Annotated in this window: 17 protein-coding genes; 11 read left to right on the forward strand and 6 right to left on the reverse strand. The window is 64.2% G+C overall.

The annotated features are described in order from the left end of the window. Nucleotides 1-181 precede the first annotated feature (181 nt). From LB551_RS19605 to LB551_RS19625, 5 genes are all read left to right on the forward strand, one after another. Nucleotides 182-463: a DUF4242 domain-containing protein gene (locus tag LB551_RS19605; protein ID WP_224624833.1), complete on the forward strand. Its 282-nt coding sequence runs from the start codon at nt 182-184 to the stop codon at nt 461-463. A 16-nt stretch (nt 464-479) separates the two neighbouring features. Beyond that, on the forward strand, nt 480-1,013 hold the full coding sequence (locus tag LB551_RS19610) for a hypothetical protein (RefSeq protein WP_224660183.1): 534 nt from the start codon (nt 480-482) through the stop codon (nt 1,011-1,013). Nucleotides 1,014-1,167: 154 nt separating this feature from the next. After that, nucleotides 1,168-1,899, forward strand: a complete 732-nt coding sequence (gene mddA, locus LB551_RS19615; RefSeq protein WP_224660184.1) for a methanethiol S-methyltransferase — start codon at nt 1,168-1,170, stop codon at nt 1,897-1,899. 136 nt (nt 1,900-2,035) lie between these two features. Beyond that, on the forward strand, nt 2,036-2,314 hold the full coding sequence (locus tag LB551_RS19620) for a DUF1127 domain-containing protein (RefSeq protein WP_224660185.1): 279 nt from the start codon (nt 2,036-2,038) through the stop codon (nt 2,312-2,314). 30 nt (nt 2,315-2,344) lie between these two features. Then, nucleotides 2,345-3,937, forward strand: a complete 1,593-nt coding sequence (locus LB551_RS19625) for a peptide chain release factor 3 (RefSeq protein WP_224660186.1) — start codon at nt 2,345-2,347, stop codon at nt 3,935-3,937. Between the two features lie 51 nt (nt 3,938-3,988). Here LB551_RS19625 and LB551_RS19630 read toward each other — a convergent pair whose 3' ends face one another. Then, on the reverse strand, nt 3,989-4,456 hold the full coding sequence (locus tag LB551_RS19630) for a VOC family protein (protein ID WP_224660187.1): 468 nt from the start codon (nt 4,454-4,456) through the stop codon (nt 3,989-3,991). 268 nt (nt 4,457-4,724) lie between these two features. Between LB551_RS19630 and ilvD the strand changes: the two genes are divergently transcribed. From ilvD to LB551_RS19645, 3 genes are all read left to right on the forward strand, one after another. Continuing rightward, a complete protein-coding gene (gene ilvD, locus LB551_RS19635; RefSeq protein WP_224660188.1) occupies nt 4,725-6,569 on the forward strand; it encodes a dihydroxy-acid dehydratase in 1,845 nt (614 codons plus the stop codon). Nucleotides 6,570-6,745: 176 nt separating this feature from the next. Then, nucleotides 6,746-8,026: an amidohydrolase family protein gene (locus tag LB551_RS19640; protein WP_224660189.1), complete on the forward strand. Its 1,281-nt coding sequence runs from the start codon at nt 6,746-6,748 to the stop codon at nt 8,024-8,026. Nucleotides 8,027-8,129: 103 nt separating this feature from the next. Further along, nucleotides 8,130-9,053, forward strand: a complete 924-nt coding sequence (locus LB551_RS19645; RefSeq protein ID WP_140550220.1) for a DMT family transporter — start codon at nt 8,130-8,132, stop codon at nt 9,051-9,053. Here LB551_RS19645 and LB551_RS19650 read toward each other — a convergent pair. After that, complete coding sequence (locus LB551_RS19650; RefSeq protein ID WP_224660190.1) at nt 9,050-9,952, reverse strand: phosphotransferase family protein; 903 nt, start codon at nt 9,950-9,952, stop codon at nt 9,050-9,052. The genes LB551_RS19645 and LB551_RS19650 overlap by 4 nt on opposite strands. A gap of 105 nt (nt 9,953-10,057) precedes the next feature. Between LB551_RS19650 and LB551_RS19655 the strand changes: the two genes are divergently transcribed. Then, on the forward strand, nt 10,058-10,690 hold the full coding sequence (locus tag LB551_RS19655) for a class I SAM-dependent DNA methyltransferase (RefSeq protein WP_318012742.1): 633 nt from the start codon (nt 10,058-10,060) through the stop codon (nt 10,688-10,690). On the opposite strand, the gene LB551_RS19660 is transcribed toward LB551_RS19655, so the two are convergent. Both LB551_RS19660 and LB551_RS19665 read right to left on the reverse strand, forming a co-directional pair. Then, on the reverse strand, nt 10,691-13,144 hold the full coding sequence (locus tag LB551_RS19660; protein WP_224660192.1) for an FAD-dependent oxidoreductase: 2,454 nt from the start codon (nt 13,142-13,144) through the stop codon (nt 10,691-10,693). It abuts the gene before it with no gap. A gap of 4 nt (nt 13,145-13,148) precedes the next feature. Continuing rightward, a complete protein-coding gene (locus tag LB551_RS19665; RefSeq protein WP_224660193.1) occupies nt 13,149-14,027 on the reverse strand; it encodes a phosphotransferase family protein in 879 nt (292 codons plus the stop codon). A 443-nt stretch (nt 14,028-14,470) separates the two neighbouring features. On the opposite strand from LB551_RS19665, the gene LB551_RS19670 reads away from it, so the two are divergent. Next, the gene (locus LB551_RS19670) at nt 14,471-15,241 is read left to right on the forward strand and encodes a DeoR/GlpR family DNA-binding transcription regulator (protein ID WP_140550215.1); all 771 of its coding nucleotides are present in this window, start codon (nt 14,471-14,473) and stop codon (nt 15,239-15,241) included. Nucleotide 15,242: 1 nt separating this feature from the next. Here LB551_RS19670 and LB551_RS19675 read toward each other — a convergent pair whose 3' ends face one another. Further along, nucleotides 15,243-16,142: an NAD(P)/FAD-dependent oxidoreductase gene (locus tag LB551_RS19675; protein WP_224660194.1), complete on the reverse strand. Its 900-nt coding sequence runs from the start codon at nt 16,140-16,142 to the stop codon at nt 15,243-15,245. Beyond that, complete coding sequence (locus LB551_RS19680) at nt 16,132-16,581, reverse strand: RrF2 family transcriptional regulator (protein ID WP_224660249.1); 450 nt, start codon at nt 16,579-16,581, stop codon at nt 16,132-16,134. The genes LB551_RS19675 and LB551_RS19680 overlap by 11 nt, the downstream gene beginning before the upstream one ends. Before the next feature lie 89 nt (nt 16,582-16,670). Here LB551_RS19680 and LB551_RS19685 point away from each other — a divergent pair, with 89 nt between their 5' ends. Continuing rightward, a complete protein-coding gene (locus LB551_RS19685; RefSeq protein ID WP_027023699.1) occupies nt 16,671-17,597 on the forward strand; it encodes a LysR substrate-binding domain-containing protein in 927 nt (308 codons plus the stop codon). The last annotated feature ends 8 nt before the right edge of the window (nt 17,598-17,605 follow it).

Below are 17,605 nucleotides of genomic sequence, written 5' to 3' on the forward strand. Positions count from 1 at the left end.
ATAGGCAAGGGATCAGAACAATGTAAGGGCGCCGTAAGGACTGTTGGCCGCCCCTCCCGTAATTCTCCGTGTGCCTGGCGAGCCAAGCTGCACTTTAGCGCAGTGATCCCAGGAATGTCACCGGTAGCGGCACGATCGCCCGTTCGGCGGCATTTGAACCCCAGACAAGGAGACTACGGACATGCAAAAGTATATCATCGAACGCGAAATTCCCAAGGTCGGTACTTTCGAGCGCGAGCAGCTTCGCGAGGCATCCAGGGCCTCGAACACCGTTCTCGCAGAACTCGGCCCGGAAATTCAGTGGGTTGAATCCTTCGTCGCCGAGGACAAGACGTTCTGCGTCTACCTCGCCAAGGATGAAGAGATCATCCAGCGCCACGCCAAGATGAGCGGCTTCCCGGCCACGAAGATCACGCAGGTCAAGCGCCTGTTCGATCCGACGACGGCACATGCCGGCGCCTGACGGGGAGGGCTCTGTCGTGAAACTCCTCGCAAATCTGATCCTCGGCACCGCTTTGTCCGCAGGCATCTGGGCGTCCGCGCTCGCCTGCGGCTCCGCGGATGCCCACGATACTCCAGATCCGGCGCTTAACCGGTCGCGGGAAATGGCGTCCAGGTACGTCAACATCGAGGTCGCCAAGGCCGAGGGTTACCAGCAGTTGTTCGAATGCACCACCCATGACGAGCACGGCACGATGGGCGTTCATTTCATCAACCCCGCGCGGGCCGGAGACGGCAAGCTGGTGCTGGGCGAGCCGGACGTGCTGACCTACGAGCCGGAACAGGATGGATCCATGCAGCTTGTCGGCATGGAATACATCGTCTTCGAGAAGGACTGGAAGGGGAAGGGCGTTCCCGAGTTCCTCGGCCGCACCCTCCAGCGCAAGACCACGGTGGGCGTCCATCCTGTGGACCCCTACTACGAGCTACACGTCTGGCACTGGCGGCATAACCCTGTCGGCATGTTCGCCGACTGGAACCCTTATGTGAGCTGCGAACACGACATGTCTTGAGGGGCATCACGCGGCGCCTGGGAGGGGCATTGCGTGGCCCTCCCGGTGTCTCGCGGCAATCTGGATGGTCGCCGGAGGGTTCGTTGCTCCCGTCGAGGGCCTCGTCGTCCGACCGACGTGGCCAACAGCCATCAACTTTGGAAGGAGATCGACCATGGGTCGCATTTTCGCATTCATCTACGGCTTGGCCGCGTATCTCGTGTTCTTCGGTACGATCGTCTACGCCATCGGCTTCGTAAGCGGCCTGGTGGTTCCCAAGGCCATCGACACCGGAGCGGTTGCTCCGCTTGCCGAGGCTCTCATCGTCAACGTCCTGCTGATGAGCCTCTTCGCGGTCCAGCACAGCGTGATGGCCCGCAGGCAGTTCAAGAAGTGGTGGACGCGCCGGATTCCGAAGCCGATCGAGCGCAGCACCTACGTGCTGCTCGCAAGCCTCGCGCTCGATCTGTTGTTCTGGCAGTGGCGCCCGATACCGGCCGTGCTGTGGCAGGTCACCGATCCGACCGTAGCCACGATGATCCTCGGCATGTCATTCGTCGGTTGGGTGCTGGTCTTCACCAGCACCTTCCTGATCAACCATTTCGAGCTGTTCGGCCTGCATCAGGTCGCCAACAACTTCGTCGGTCGCGACATGCCCTCGGTGCGTTTCAGGACGCCGGTGCTCTACAAATTTGTCCGCCATCCGATCTATCTGGGTTTTATCATCGCGTTCTGGATGGCGCCGATCATGACTTTCGGCCACCTCTTCTTTGCCGCCGTGACCACGACCTACATCTTGGTCGGCATCTTTCTCGAAGAGCGCGACCTGATCGAAATGTTTGGCGACGAGTATCGGCGCTACCGCAGCCGTGTGTCGATGCTCATCCCCTGGCGCAAGTCGGCCTGAGCAGCGGCCATTCGCCAGCAAACGGCGGGCGACGACCGCCCGCGGTCCTTGCAACCATCTCGTGCCTAACAGCGACCCGTCGCCGCGCCAACGCGGTGTGCGCTCTCCCATCATTTGAACAAGAGGAAACACAGCCATGACAACAGGACATACAGAACCGGATCTCATCGTCAATCGTTCCGTCAGCTCGCGGCTCGTCGCAGCCGCCACCGAATTGTGTCTTTCCGTCCTGCGCGCCATCACCCGCATCATCCGTATTCGGCGCGACCGCGCACGGCTTTGGGAATTACCGGATTACCTGCTGCGCGATATCGGCATCAACCGCTCCGAAATCCAGTCGATCACCTGGTTCGGCGACCGGGACATCAGTCGCCGCCGGTCCAAAACCGTCGACAGGCCGGGAAAGCGCTGCTAGAAGCCCGCGCCACAGACAGGATTCCATAAATTGGCTGAAGACATCGAACAGGCGGTCTCGCGCCGCCGTACTTTCGCGATCATCGCCCACCCGGACGCTGGCAAGACAACGCTCACCGAAAAGCTGCTGCTGTTCGGCGGCGCCATCCAGCTCGCCGGCGAGGTCAAGGCCAAGAAGGACCGCATCCAGACCCGGTCGGACTGGATGAAGATCGAGCGCGAACGCGGCATTTCGGTCGTCACCTCGGTGATGACGTTCGAGTATGAGGACAATGTCTTCAATCTGCTCGACACGCCCGGCCACGAGGATTTCGCCGACGACACCTACCGCACGCTGTCGGCGGTCGACTCGGCGGTCATGGTCATCGACGCCGCCAAGGGCATCGAGCCGCGCACGCTGAAACTGTTCGAGGTCTGTCGGCTGCGCGACATCCCGATCATCACCTTCGTCAACAAGATGGACCGCGAAAGCCGCGATCCCTTCGAGATACTGGACGAGATCGAGCAGAAGCTGGCGCTCGATACCGCGCCCATTACCTGGCCGATCGGCCGCGGCAGGACGTTTTCGGGCACTTACCACCTGGCGCTGAACGCCGTGCGCAAGGGTGACGACGAGAAGGAGCGCACGCCCGTCAACGGTCCCGATTCCAACCGCGTCGCCGGCCTGCTGCCGGAAAACGAGCGCGAGGCCTTCATCGAGGAGCTGGAGCTCGCGCGCGAAGCCTGCCGTCCGCTCGAGATCGACGCCTTTCGCGAGGGCCATCTGACGCCGGTCTATTTCGGCTCGGCGCTGCGCAATTACGGCGTGCGCGACCTGATCGAGGCGCTCGGCGCTTTCGGGCCACCGCCGCGCGCGCAGGATGCCGACACCCGGATGGTGGAGGCGACCGAGGAGAAGATGACCTCCTTCGTCTTCAAGATCCAGGCCAACATGGATCCTAACCACCGCGACCGCATCGCCTTCGTGCGCGTCTGCTCGGGCAAGCTCGAACGCGGCATGAAGGCAAAGCTGGTGCGCACCGGCAAGCCGATGAGCCTGTCTGCGCCGCAATTCTTCTTCGCCCGCACCCGCGTCACCGCCGACGAGGCCTTTGCCGGCGACGTCGTCGGCATCCCCAACCACGGCACGCTGCGCATCGGCGACACGCTGACCGAAGGCGAGGAAATCCTGTTCCGCGGTGTGCCGAACTTCGCCCCGGAAATCCTGCGCCGCGTGCGCCTGGGCGACGCGATGAAGGCCAAGAAGCTCAAGGAGGCGCTACACCAGATGGCCGAGGAAGGCGTCGTACAGCTGTTTTCGCCGGAAGACGGCTCGCCGGCCATCGTCGGCGTCGTAGGTGCGCTGCAGCTCGACGTGCTGAAGGAGCGGCTGAACTTCGAATACACGCTGCCGGTCGAATTCGAGATGTCGCGCTTTTCGGTCTGCCGCTGGATTTCGGCCGACGACAAGGCCGAGGTCCAGCGCTTCATCGAAGCCCATCGCGGCGACATTGCCCGCGACCTCGACAACGACCCGGTGTTCCTCGCCCAGCATGCTTTCTCGCTGAACTACGAGGCGGAGCGCTGGAAGGCGATCCGCTTCGCCACGATCAAGGATTACCAGGTCCGCGACAAGGCGGCGTAAGGAGCATTCCTGCCTTCTCCCACAAGGGGAGAAGGCAAGATCGCGCACTTCTCACCCCTTCGCCGCCTCTTCGATCTTGGCGATGTCGATCTTGCCCATCTTCATCATCGCGCTCATCACCCGGCCGGCCTTTTCCCGGTCCGGATCCTGGAGCAGGCGCGGCAGCTGTTCCGGCACGACCTGCCAGGAGACGCCGAACTTGTCTTTCAGCCAGCTGCAGACGCCCGGCTCGCCGCCTTCGGTGAGCTTTTCCCAGAAATAGTCGACCTCTTCCTGCGTCTTGCAGTCGATCGACTGCGACATCGCCTCGTTGAACTTGAATTGCGGTCCGCCGTTCAGCGCCTGGAACTGCACGCCGTCGAGTTCGAACGTGGTCACCAGCACTTTGCCTTCATCGGCGTGGCCTTCGGGCCAACGCATGATGCTCAGCACCTTCGAATTCTTGAAGATGGAGACGTAGAAATTCATCGCCTCTTCGGCCTGGCCGTCGAACCACAGGCAGGTGGTGATCTTTTGCATGTCGTGCTCCTCGGTTGCTTCTTGCTGCTACAATGGAACGGCTGTCTGAGAAAATGGTCCCACTCCCTTGCCGTTGATCCAAGGACGGGCGTCCGGCAGGCGATCCGACAGGCGAGGCGATCTTTTTCGCAAACTCTGAATTTTCTGGAGAATCTGGCGCATTGCAAAAATGTGGCCAGACAATAATTGCCGGTCTATAACGCCTGCGATCCATATTCAGGGCCGCCACGCTCCGCATCGAGCGCCGCCGGCCAGCTAAGGAAAATTCATGCCTGCCTATCGCTCCCGCACCACCACCCATGGCCGCAACATGGCCGGCGCCCGCGGCCTCTGGCGCGCTACCGGCATGAAGGACAGCGATTTCGGCAAGCCGATCATTGCAGTCGTGAACTCCTTTACCCAGTTCGTGCCGGGCCATGTTCACCTGAAGGATCTCGGCCAGCTGGTCGCGCGCGAAATCGAGAAGGCCGGCGGCGTCGCCAAGGAATTCAACACCATCGCCGTCGATGACGGCATCGCCATGGGCCATGACGGCATGCTCTATTCGCTGCCGTCGCGCGAGCTGATCGCCGATTCGGTCGAATACATGGTCAACGCCCATTGCGCCGACGCCATGGTCTGCATCTCCAATTGCGACAAGATCACGCCCGGCATGCTGATGGCCTCGCTGCGCCTGAACATCCCGACCGTGTTCGTCTCCGGAGGGCCCATGGAAGCCGGCAAGGTGGTGCTCGCCGGCAAGGCGCAGGCGCTCGACCTGGTCGACGCCATGGTCGCGGCCGCCGACGACAAGATCTCCGACGAGGACGTCAAGGTCATCGAGCGCTCGGCCTGCCCGACCTGCGGTTCCTGCTCCGGCATGTTCACCGCCAATTCGATGAACTGTCTGACCGAGGCGCTCGGCCTGTCGCTGCCCGGCAACGGTTCGACACTAGCGACGCACGCCGACCGCAAGCGGCTGTTCGTCGAGGCCGGACATTTGATCGTCGATCTCGCCCAGCGCTATTACGAGCAGGACGACGAGACGGCGCTGCCGCGCAGCATCGCTTCAAAAGGCGCGTTCGAGAACGCCATGACGCTCGACATCGCCATGGGCGGCTCTACCAACACCGTGCTGCACATCCTGGCCGCGGCGCATGAGGGGGAGGTCGACTTCACCATGGAGGACATCGACCGGCTGTCGCGGCGGGTGCCCGTGCTGTGCAAGGTGGCGCCGGCCAAGTCGGACGTGCACATGGAGGACGTCCACCGCGCCGGCGGCATCATGGCGATCCTCGGCCAGCTCGACCAGGCCGGACTGATCAACCGCGACCTGCCGACCGTGCACACATCAAGTCTCGGCGAGGCGCTCGATCATTGGGATGTTTCCCGCACCTCAAGCCAGAACGTGCGCGATTTCTTCCTCGCCGCGCCCGGCGGCGTGCCGACGCAGGTCGCCTTCAGCCAGGACCGCCGCTGGGATGAGCTCGATCTGGACCGCGAGACGGGTGTCATCCGTTCGGCGAAGACGCCTTTTTCCAAGGACGGCGGCCTTGCCGTGCTGAAAGGCAATCTGGCGCTCGACGGCTGCATCGTGAAGACGGCCGGCGTCGACGAGTCGATCCTGAAATTCACCGGGTCGGCGCGGGTGTTCGAAAGCCAGGATGCCTCGGTCAAGGCGATCCTGTCGAACGAGATCAAGGCCGGCGACGTCGTCGTCATTCGCTATGAAGGACCGCGCGGCGGCCCCGGCATGCAGGAAATGCTCTATCCGACCAGCTATCTGAAATCGAAGGGCCTGGGCAAGGCTTGCGCGCTGGTCACGGACGGACGCTTCTCCGGCGGAACGTCGGGCCTGTCGATCGGCCATGTCTCGCCCGAAGCCGCCGAAGGCGGCACGATCGGCCTGGTGCGGGAAGGCGACACGATCGAGATAGACATCCCCAATCGCTCGATCCGCCTCGCCGTGAGCGATGAGGAGCTCGCCAGCCGTCGGGCGGCGATGGCGGCCAAGGGCGCCCTGGCCTGGAAGCCCGAAGAAAAACGCAAGCGCAAGGTGACGACAGCACTACGCGCCTACGCCGCCTTCGCTACCAGCGCCGACAAGGGTGCGGTGAGGCACGTTCCGGAGTAGCCTTTCCTTCTCCCGTTGTGGGAGAAGGTGGATTGGCGCGTAGCGCCAAGACGGTTGAGGGGTGCTGGTGCCTTCTTGCCGGGCTGGAACTACCCCTCATCCGACTGAACTTCGCTCGGCCACCTCTCTCACAAGGGTAGAAGGTGGAGCTGGTGCCTTCAAGGGGATGACGACAGATGGACTTCGACCTTATCGTTCGCGGCGGCACATTGCCTGACGGAAGGGTTGCCGACATCGGCATCGTCGGCGAGACGATCGCGGCGATCGAGCCGAAGCTCGATGGCAACGCCGGCACGACGATCGACGCGCGCGGCAATCTGGTCTCTGCGCCCTTCGTCGACCCACACTTCCATATGGATGCGACGCTCTCCTACGGCATTCCGCGTATCAACGCCTCGGGCACGCTGCTCGAAGGCATCGCTCTGTGGGGCGAACTGAAGCCGCTTCTGACGCATGAGGCGGTGCGCGATCGCGCGCTCGCCTATTGCGACTGGGCGGTGTCGATGGGATTGCTCGCCATCCGCACCCATGTCGATGTTTGCGACGACAGGCTGCTGGCGGTCGAAGCCCTGCTCGACGTCAAGAAGGCGGTGGCGCCCTATATCGACCTGCAGTTGGTCGCCTTTCCGCAGGATGGGCTTTACCGCTCGCCCGGGGCACGGGAAAACACCATCCGCGCGCTGGATCTGGGCGTCGATGTCGTCGGCGGTATTCCGCATTTCGAGCGCACCATGGCCGACGGCACGCGCTCGGTGACCGAGTTTTGCGAGATCGCGGCAAAACGCGGCTTGATGGTCGACCTGCATTGCGACGAGACCGACGACCCGCTGTCGCGCCACATCGAGCAACTTGCCTATGAGACGCAGCGCCTCGGCCTTCAGGGCAAGGTGGCCGGCTCGCATCTCACCTCGATGCATTCGATGGACAATTACTACGTTTCGAAGCTTCTGCCGCTGATCGCCGAGGCCGGCGTCTCAGCCATCCCCAATCCTTTGATCAACATCATGCTGCAGGGGCGCCACGACACGTTTCCCAAGCGCCGCGGCATGACCCGGGTCAAGGAGATGCTGGCGCTGGGCATCCGCGTCGGCTGGGGCCAGGATTGCGTGCTCGATCCCTGGTATTCGCTGGGCACCGCCGACATGCTCGACGTCGCCTTCATGGGGCTTCACGTCGCCCAGATGTCGAGCCCGGCCGACATGGCGCGGTGTTTCGACATGGTCACCAACGTCAATGCCGCCATCATGGGGCTCGATCATCTAGGCCTCGCCGTCGGCAAGCGCGCAAGCCTGGTCGTCCTCGACGCCGGCAATCCGGTCGAGGCCATTCGCCTGCGCCCCGAACGCATTTGCGTCGTCGCCAGGGGCAAGGTGGTGGCGGAACGAACCAGGCAGGACACCCGGCTTGCCATCCCCGGCAGGCCGGCACTGGTGAACCGGCGGCACGTATCGTCCTAGACCCAGCCGATTCCCGGCGCTGGCCTTGCCGATTCCCGGATTTCTCCTCGTCAAGGCGGCCGCTTCCGTCTACGACGCGGCTTGAACAGGAATCGGGATCGGCATGACGCAACCCGTGGCGCAGAATTCCACCATCAGGAACGTGCTTCTGGCCGGCATTCTTTTGATGCTGGCCGGCGACTTCCTGTTTGCGCTGAACGACGCCATGGGCAAATGGCTTGTCGCCAGCTTTTCCGTCGGCCAGGTGGTGCTGATCAGGTCGATCGGCGCGTTTTTCGTGCTCGGTCCGATGATCGCCCACCAGGGCGCCGCCAAGCTGTTCCGCATGGAACGGCCCGAGTTGCAGGTCCTACGCGTCATCATGACCACGCTCGATACCGCGCTCTTCTATGCCGCCGTCGTCTATCTGCCGCTTGCGGATGTGATGAGCTTCTACATGGCCGGGCCGATCTATGTGGCGGCACTCTCGCATCTCTTGCTTGGCGAGAAGGTCGGCTGGCGCCGCTGGATGGCGATCCTGCTCGGCTTCTGCGGCGTGCTGATCATGCTCAAGCCCTCCTCGGCGGCTTTCTCGCTGTCGTCGGGCTTCGCGCTTGCGGGCAGCATTGCCTTCGCCTTCGCCATTATCCTCAATCGGCGCCTGCGCGGCACCAGCGACACCAATCTGGTGACATGGCAGACCATCGGCACGCTGCTGGTCGGCGGTGCCCTGACCATCGGCGCCTGGCAGACGCCGTCGGCGCTCGATTTCGGCGCCATGCTGCTGCTCGGCATCGTCTCCTGCGGCGCCCATCTGATGATCACGCGGGCGCTCAAGCTGGCACCGGCCTCGACGCTGGCGCCGCTGCACTACACGCTGCTTCTATGGGCGGTGGTCTTCGGGCTGGCGTTCTTCGGCGACGTTCCCGGCCCGCGCATCCTCATCGGCTCGGGCATCGTCGTGCTGGCTGGCCTGTTCATTTTCCACCGCCAGAAAGTGGTCGACACGACGGTGCCGCCTGAAAACGTGCCGAAGGGTGTGAATTAGCCCTCGCGGATCGCCGCCAGGTGCCGTGAAAATTCCGGCGTCTCCATCAGCGCCTTGCAGCGCGCGAAGCGACCGTCGGCATAGGCCCGAAAATCGTCGACGGGATTGTGGTTGGCGAGCTGGATCAGTCCCCACAGCGTCCACAACAGGTCGCACATCGCCTTGTAGATGACGATGCGGCCGCGCTCCGCCGGTTTTGCCTCGCCGCCGAAATAGGCCCGCATCATCTCCTCGTCCTGCGCGGCATCGAACCTGCCTTCGACGGAGAGGTCGCCAAGATCCCAGAGCGGATCATTCATTCCTGAATATTCCCAGTCGACGATCCACATCCTGTCGCCCGTATCGAGAAAATTCTCGCACAGCGGGTCGCAATGGCAGGCGACGACGGGCAGCGTGTGGGCCGACAAGGCCGCGCGCACGCCACCGGCCTCGCGCACCACGTCGTGATAGCCGGCGGGCAGGGCGACCTCCTTGGTCGACAGCACCTTGAGATAGTCGTCGATCATCGCGAACAGTTCGAAACGGAACGGAAACACCGCACCGGACGAATGCAGCTTGCGGAAGGCCTCGCCCGCCCGCGCCGGGCTGCCCGGCCGAACCCTGAATTTTTCCGGCGACATCGTCACCGCTCCGGCGATGAAGCGCGTCACCATCACCCCGGTACCCGGATCGACATGCAGCACCTCGGGGCTGACGCCTGCCTTAGCCGCCTCGCGCGCAGCCACCGCCTCATTCGCGCGGTTGATGTATTCCTCGGTCCCTTTACCTGGAATGCGCAGGCAGAAGTCCCCCGCCTTGAAAACCAGGTTAGTGAGGCCGCCAAGCCGCTCCAGCGGCCCGCTATAGCTGGCCAGCATGGGAATGGCGGCAAGTTTTGTCCGCGCCTCGTCCATTGTCATGCCCGCGTCCCCCGCTGTTATTTGTCGCAGCGACGGTTCCACAAAATTCGTGCTTTGGCTATCATCCGTGCGAGACCAATTTAGGGCATGGCGGACAGGACAAAAGTGACCGACGGCAAGCATAAGGGCGCGCTTGGCGCTGCCTACGCGGCCAAGCGCCCGGAAGAAGTGGCGGCGCTCTATGACCGTTGGTCGCAGACCTACGACAGCGACATGTCGGCGGCCGGCTATCGCCATCCCACTATCTGCCTGGCCTTGCTGGCCCGCCATCTGCCGCGCGGTTCGGCCCCGCTGCTCGATGCGGGGGCCGGCACGGGGCTCATCGGCGAATGGCTTGACATCGCCGGCTATCCCGAGGTCGAGGCGCTCGACATCTCGCAAGGCATGCTGGATCAGGCAGAGCGCAAGGGCGTCTATTCGGCCCTGCATTGCCTGGCGCTTGGCGGGCCGCTGCCCTTTGCCGACAACGCCTATGCCGGGGTGATCTCGGCCGGCGTCTTTACCTCGGGCCATGTCGGTGCCGAAGGGCTGGACGAACTGATCCGCATCTGCCGTCCGGGCGGCGTGATCGTGCTGACGGTCAAGAACACGCTCTGGGATCTGGGCTTTGCCGCGCGAGCCGCGGACCTGGAGGCGCAGGGGCTGGTCACCCGCATCGAGGAAACGCGCCCTTACGTCTCGATGCCGGGCGAGGCCGACACGGTGCCCAGCCGCTGCCTAGCCTTGCGTGTGAACTGATTACGCTTTGATCCTGATCCCCGCCGGATCATACATCGGCTCGAGATGGATCTTTGCCGGCGTGCGCTGCATCGCCACGACCAGCTCGTAGCGGCCCGAGGCGAGAAAATCGTCGCTCACGCCGTCGGCATTGCGCACATAGCCGTAGCCGATGTTCTTCTCCACGGTGTAGCCATAGCCGCCGCTGCTGAGATAGCCGACCGGCTCGCCATTGCGCAGGATCGTCTCGCGTCCGACGAGCACGATTTCAGGATCGTCGACCGTGAAGCCGGCGAAACGCTTCTTCAGTGCACAGCCAGTGATTTTCTCCAAGGCGCGCCGCCCGACGAAATCCGTATTCTTGCGAAGCTTCACCGCCCAGCCGAGGCCGGCCTCCAGCGGCGTGTCGTTGGGGGTGATGTCGGATCCCCAGGCGCGATAGCCCTTTTCCAGCCGCAGCGATTCCAGCGCCCGGTAGCCGACCGGGCGGATGTCATGTTGCTTGCCTGCCGCCATCAACGCGTCGAAGATCTCGCCTGTTGCCGAGATCGGCACATGCAGCTCCCAGCCGAGTTCCCCGACATAGGTGACGCGCAACGCCCGCACGGTGTGGCCGGCAACGACAATCTCGCGGGCATGGCCGAATGGGAAACCGCTGTTGGAAACATCGGCATCGGTCACGCCGGCCAGCACCCCGCGGGCGCGCGGTCCCATCAGCGACAGAGTGCCGAAATCCTCGGTGACGTCGGTGAGCGTGACGTCGAGCTCCTTTTCGACGTGGTCGCCGATCCAGGACAGGTCATGGGTGCGGAAACCCGTGCCTGTGACGATGTAGAACCTGTCCTCGCCGAACCGCGATACGGTGAGATCGGCCTCTATGCCGCCGCGCGTGTTGAGAAGCTGCGTATAGGTCAGCCGGCCGGCCGGCTTGCTGACGTCATTGGCGCAGATCCAGTCCAGCGCCTTCAGCGCGTCGGGCCCGCTCAGTTCGTATTTGGCGAAGGACGACTGGTCGAAGATGCCGACATGCTCGCGCACATGGCGATGTTCGTCGCCGACGGCAGAAAACCAGTTCTGCCGGCCCATGGAATAGACGTCACGCGGCTCGACGCCTTCGGGGGCGAACCAGTTCGGCCGCTCCCAGCCGAGCTTCGAGCCGAACACGGCGCGGTGCTGCTTCAGCCTGTCGTACAGCGGCGAAACGATGCGCGGCCGGCCGGAAAGATACTCCTCATGCGGAAAGCCGATCGTGTAGTGCTTGCCATAGGCTTCCAGCGTACGCTCGCGGACCCAGTGCCGGTCGCGGTGCAGGCTGGAAAAACGCCTGATGTCGACGACCCACAGATCGAACGGCGCCTCGCCATCGACCACCCATTGCGCCAGCACCCAGCCGGCGCCGCCGCCCGAAGCGATGCCGAAGGCGTTGAAGCCGGCGCCGACGAACATGTTGGCGCATTCGGGCGCCACGCCGAGGATGAAATTGCCGTCCGGTGTGAAACTCTCGGCCCCGTTGATCATCTGCTTGACGCCGACGGCTTCCAGCGCCGGCACGCGCGCGATCGCCTGGCTCATATGCTGTTCGAAATGATCATAATCGTCGTCGAACAGCCTGAACTCCCAGTCGTTGGGCACGTCGCCCCCGGGGAGATCAGTCGTCCAGGCCTGCGGGTTCGGCTCATAGCCGCCCATTACCAGCCCGCCGACCTCTTCCTTGAAATAGGTGCGCCGGTCCGGGTCGCGGATGGTGGGGACATCGGTCGCCAGCCCGTCGATCTTCTCGGTGACGATAAACTGGTGCTTCACCGGCTGCAGCGGCACGTTGATGCCGGCCATGGCGCCAACCTGCCGCGCCCATTGTCCGGCGCAGTTCACCACCTTGTCGCAGGCGATGTCACCCTTGCTGGTTTTCACCGCAATGATGCGGCCGTCCTTGATCTCGAAGCCGGTGACGCGCACATCCTCGTAAAGCCTTGCACCATGCATGCGCGCGCCCTTGGCCAGCGACTGGGTGACGTCGGATGGGCTCGCCTGACCGTCGGTCGGCAGCCAGGAGGCGCCGACGAGATCGCCGGTTTCCATCAGCGGCCACATGGTCTTGACCTCCGCCGGTGACAGCAACTGCATGTCCATGCCGAAACTCTTTGCCGTTGTCGCCAGCCTCTCGTACTCGGTCCAGCGGTCGGCATTGGTGGCAAGGCGCAGGCATCCGCTCATCTTCCAGCCGGTGGCAAGGCCGGTCTCGGCCTCCAGACCCTTGTAGAGGTCGACCGAATATTTGAGCACGCGCGTGATCGAGGCCGACGAGCGCAGCTGCCCGACCAGCCCGGCGGCGTGCCAGGTCGAGCCCGAGGTCAGCTTACCCTGTTCGAGCAGCACCACATCTGCCTTGTGGTCGCGGGCCAGATGGTAGGCCGTCGAGCAGCCGATAATGCCGCCGCCGATGACGACGATCGCTGCCTGGGTTGGCAAAGTCATGGGTTCAGGTCCCGTATTTCGTCCGGTAGTTTTCCAGCGCGGCGTCGAGCCGGGTCAGGTTTTCTTCCGTGTAGGCGACGTAGTCGATGCCGGGAACGTCGAGGTAGAGTTCCGAAACCATGCTCCACATCGCCTCGCGCAGCAGGGAGGCGCATTGCATGGCCGCATGCGAGCGGCGGATCGCCTCATCCGGCTCCTTCATGAAATAGGCAGTCAGGAAGGCGAAGGATTCCTCGTCGCTCATGCCGGCGTTCGAGGCGACGCCGGCAAGGTCGAACATCGCGGTGTTGAAGCCGGCATATTCGAAGTCGATCAGCCATAGCCTGCTGCCGTCGTCGAGAATATTCGCCGGCAAAAGATCATTGTGGCCGAACACGATAGGCAGCAGTTTCTGGGCGCGTTCGAGTTCGTCGGCCAGCACCAGCAGGCGCGGCAGGTCGCTCGCCTTGCGGCTGCCGGCGTCCTCCAGGGTGCGCGCATAGTCGCGGATGACGTGGAACACCCAGAACATGAAGCCGGCACCGGAGACGTGGTTGGGCATCTCGCGGTGGAAGCCGCGCATCAGGGCGGCGACACGGCCGAGATTGGCGCGCACGTCCTCAGCCAGACAGGTCTTGGCGCCGAGATACTCCGTCACCAGAATGCCAGGTTCGGCATGGCGGACCGCAGGCGCGAAACCGGCGGCATGCGCGGCGCGTGCGGTCATCACCTCACGCTCGCGAAAGACGTGGTGGAAGGGATAGTCCCTGCCAAAGCGCACGACATGCCTCCCGGCCGCGTCCTTGACCAGGTAGTTGGCATTGCTCAGCCCGCCGGGCAGCGGCTCGATCTCGACGCTGCCTGTCCAGCAAGGCAGGGCGCGGATGCGGTCCTCGGCCGTCATGAATTCGCCCTTCGTCCGGCAAGGCGCCGACGGAGCGGCGCCGCCGCGGCGGCGCGCCGTTTGTCCGGACGCTCGTTCTGGCAAAGACCTCGCCGGCGCGGCATTCGGGATCGGTATCCCGCGCCGCACCGACGAGCCCCACGTGCCGGGCTCTTCGAGGCCGGCATCCGCCCCCGCGGATGAGAAAATTCTTCCAGTCGCCCTCGCGTCAGGCAGTTTCCAGACCTTGGGGCACACAAATTCGGATCAGGCTCCGCTATCGCTCTTCCGTGGCAGTGCGAGCCTGACACGGCATCAGTGTCACGCCGGGTAAGCCATCTTGTCAACGAGATTCTGTGGCTTTTTCTGCTTTCCTGCCCGTATTCTCTAGAGATTCCGTGTAATATGCGGCAGATTTGCTATAGAAACGGTCACTGCATCATGGCGCGACCGGAAATGACCCGATGAGCCATTCCAAGCGACACGGCGAAATCCTGCGGTTTCTGCAGGAGGAAGGCACCGTCACCATCGCCAGCCTGGCCGACCGGCTGGGCGTTTCGCTGGAAACCGTGCGCCGCGACGTCAAGCCCCTCACCAGCGACGGCTCGCTCCTGAAGATGCATGGCGCCGTAGGCCTGCCGTCGACGATCGGCGAAGCGCCGTTCGAACGGCGCATGCGCGAGAACGCCGAGGCCAAGCGCCTGATCGCCCGCATGGTCGCCGCCACCATCCGCGACGGCGAATCGATCATGCTCGACACGGGAACGACCACCTCGTTCCTGGCGCGTGAACTGCTCGGCCATCGGCGGCTGACGGTTGTCACCAACTCATCCGACATCGCCCGCACGCTGGCCACCGTCAACGGCAACAAGGTCTACATGGCCGGCGGCGAGCTGCGCAGCGATTCCGGCGCCGCCTTTGGCGCCTCGGCCATCGACTTCGTCAGCCGCTTCTCGGTCAGCCATGCGGTGATCTCGACGGGCGCTGTCGATGCGGTGACGGGTGTCATGGATTACGATCTCGACGAGGCCGAGTTCGCCCGCATGGTGCTGTCGCGCGGCCAGCGTTCGCTCGTCGTCACCGATCATTCCAAGTTCGGGCGCCAGGGCCTGGTCCAGGTCTGCGGCTTCGACGGCTTTTCCGAACTCGCCACCGACCGGCCGCCGCCACGCGACATCGCTGCTGGCCTGGCGCAGGCCGGCGCGCGGCTCAGCATCGCGGGCGACGCAGCCTGACCTAACCGAATACCAGCGACTGGTGGGCGCATATGCCGGCGAAGGCGCCGCCCGCCACGGCGAAGGCGATGTTGTGCATCGCGCGTGACGCGTCCCCGGCGGCGTAGACGCCGGGGACCGTCGTCTGCTGCCTGTTATCGACTGATATCACCGGGCCGAGGGGACCGTCCGTGAAGCCGCAACCGAGCTGTTCGGCCACCGGGCTCGCCATGCTATTGCGCGGCGCGGTGAATATCGCGCGGGCCTCGGCCTTTCGGCCGTCGTCGAGGATCACCGTCAAGCCGCCCGCGCCATCCTCCCGCAGTTCGGTGACCGCAGCGGGTTCGAACTTCACATTCTTGCCTTCCAGGGCACACATCTGTTCGGCATCGGGCTCGACCAGGCCGTTGCCGAACAGCGTGACGTCGCCCCAGTCGGCGATCAACTGCGCCTGATGCAGGGACATTGGCCCGGTCGCGAGCACGCCAAGCGGTCTGCCGGAAACTTCGTAGCCGTGGCAATAGGGGCAGTGCAGCACGGTCTTGCCCCACTGCTCGGCAAGCCCGGGAACCTCCGGCAGGACGTCGCGCACGCCGGTGGCCAGAACCACCCGCGCGGCGCCAAAGGTCTCGCCGCCCTCTGTGCTGATTTCGAAGTCGCTGCTGCCATTGGCGACTGCCTTGTCCGCACGTCCCTTGACAAGCCGGGCTGTCGGATAGGCCAGCAATTGCCGTCTTGCCTCTTCCAGGATGGCGCCGGGCGTGCGCCCGTCCTGGCCGAGGAAACCGTGCGAATGCGCGGCGAACCGATTTCGGGGCTGGCCGGCGTCGATCACCAGGACGTTGCGCCGGGCCCGGGCCGCCTGGATGGCGGCGGACAGGCCGGCAAAGCTGCCGCCCACGACGGCAAGATCATACTGCATGGCTGGATACTCCGATGAGGTCGTAACGGCGGCGGAAGTCGGCGGTCAGGTCGGCCAGCGTGATGCGGCTGAGCTTCTCCGCGAGCAGCTTCTCCGCCGCGATGCGAAAATCGTCGAGGACGGCGATCACGGCCTGTTCGACAAGGCAGCCGGGGCTCTCCGGCTCAGTGCCGAACGGCAGCAGCGTCTCGCCAAGCGCGGCGCTGATTTCGGCCAGCGAGATCTTGTCGGGCCGGCGCCCGAGCAGCCAACCGCCGCCATGACCGCGTGAAGAGGTGACGATGCCGGCATCCCGCAACCCCGCAATGGTGCGGCGCACCACGACCGGATTGGTGTGGATGAAGGTGGCAAGCTGCTCCGAAGTCAGCGCCCGCTCGGGCTTCTCGGCCATGTGGACCAGAATGTGCAAGGTGGAGGACAGCCGGCTGTTGCGTTTCATGTAACTCATTTAGTTACGATTCTGGAAGTCGTCAAGTTGCCGATCCGTTTCCACTTCCCAGTGTCGTCTCCGCCGTGTTTAGTCCGGCCATGGCTTTCACCATCCGCCAGTTGCAGTTCTTCATCGCCGTTGCCGAGCAGGGCACGGTGTCGGGTGCTGCGCAGAACCTCTCCATTTCGCAATCCTCGGTCACCGAAGCGATCAAGGAACTCGAAGGCGATCTCGGCGTCGAATTGTTCGACCGCCATCCGCGCGGCCTCAACATCACCCACAAGGGCCACCAGTTCCTGCGTCATGCCACCAAGATCCTGGCCGATGTGTCCGATGCGCGCCGCGCCTTCCTCGGCGAGCAGGCGACAGCGGGCGGCAGGCTGCAGCTCGGCGTCACCTCGCTGGTCGCCGGCTATGTGCTGTCGGACCTGCTTGCCCGCTACCGCCGTGCCTATCCCGGCGTGGAGGTCTCCGCCATCGAGGACAATGGCGACTATCTCGAGCATCTGCTGATCGGCGGCAAGCTGGACATCGCCGTGATGGTCACGTCCAATCTGCGCGACCGAACCGCGCTGCAATCCGAAATCCTCGAAGTCTCGGCCTACCGCCTGTGGCTGCCGCTCGGGCATCCGCTCGCCGGCGCCGACATCATCGGCATCGGCGACATCGCTTCGGAGCCGCTGATCATGCTGACCGTCGACGAGATCGAGGAGAATACCGGCAAGCTGCTGACGGCAATCGGCGCCAAGCCGCATGTCGCCTTCCGCACCCGTTCGGTCGAAGCGGTGCGCAGCCTGGTCGCCACCGGCGCGGGCGTGGCCCTGCTGCCCGACCTCGTCTACCGGCCGTGGTCGCTGGAAGGCGACCGTATCGAGTCGCGCGACGTCTCCGGCGCCTTGCCCGTCGTCCAGGTCGGGATGGTCTGGCGCCGCGGCTCCGGCCTGCCGCAGGCTGCGCGCGATTTCATCGGCCTCGCGCAGTCGCAGCGCATGGTTCGCCAGCGCCCCGACAAGAACGGCCGCTGATCTATCGG

It is taken from the genome of Mesorhizobium sp. BR1-1-2, from assembly GCF_020165435.1.
Taxonomy (GTDB): domain Bacteria; phylum Pseudomonadota; class Alphaproteobacteria; order Rhizobiales; family Rhizobiaceae; genus Mesorhizobium.

Bases quoted from the DNA above. Each gene is read 5' to 3' on its own strand.
- LB551_RS19605 (WP_224624833.1), top strand. From the start codon at position 182: ATGCAAAAGTATATCATCGAACGCGAAATTCCCAAGGTCGGTACTTTC.
- LB551_RS19650 (WP_224660190.1), bottom strand. From the start codon at position 9,952: ATGACAATGGACGAGGCGCGGACAAAACTTGCCGCCATTCCCATGCTG.
- LB551_RS19675 (WP_224660194.1), bottom strand. From the start codon at position 16,142: ATGCAGTATGATCTTGCCGTCGTGGGCGGCAGCTTTGCCGGCCTGTCC.
- LB551_RS19680 (WP_224660249.1), bottom strand. From the start codon at position 16,581: ATGAAACGCAACAGCCGGCTGTCCTCCACCTTGCACATTCTGGTCCAC.
- LB551_RS19665 (WP_224660193.1), bottom strand. From the start codon at position 14,027: ATGACGGCCGAGGACCGCATCCGCGCCCTGCCTTGCTGGACAGGCAGC.
- LB551_RS19660 (WP_224660192.1), bottom strand. From the start codon at position 13,144: ATGACTTTGCCAACCCAGGCAGCGATCGTCGTCATCGGCGGCGGCATT.
- LB551_RS19620 (WP_224660185.1), top strand. From the start codon at position 2,036: ATGACAACAGGACATACAGAACCGGATCTCATCGTCAATCGTTCCGTC.
- LB551_RS19640 (WP_224660189.1), top strand. From the start codon at position 6,746: ATGGACTTCGACCTTATCGTTCGCGGCGGCACATTGCCTGACGGAAGG.
- LB551_RS19630 (WP_224660187.1), bottom strand. From the start codon at position 4,456: ATGCAAAAGATCACCACCTGCCTGTGGTTCGACGGCCAGGCCGAAGAG.
- LB551_RS19670 (WP_140550215.1), top strand. From the start codon at position 14,471: ATGAGCCATTCCAAGCGACACGGCGAAATCCTGCGGTTTCTGCAGGAG.
- LB551_RS19645 (WP_140550220.1), top strand. From the start codon at position 8,130: ATGACGCAACCCGTGGCGCAGAATTCCACCATCAGGAACGTGCTTCTG.
- ilvD (WP_224660188.1), top strand. From the start codon at position 4,725: ATGCCTGCCTATCGCTCCCGCACCACCACCCATGGCCGCAACATGGCC.
- mddA (WP_224660184.1), top strand. From the start codon at position 1,168: ATGGGTCGCATTTTCGCATTCATCTACGGCTTGGCCGCGTATCTCGTG.
- LB551_RS19685 (WP_027023699.1), top strand. From the start codon at position 16,671: ATGGCTTTCACCATCCGCCAGTTGCAGTTCTTCATCGCCGTTGCCGAG.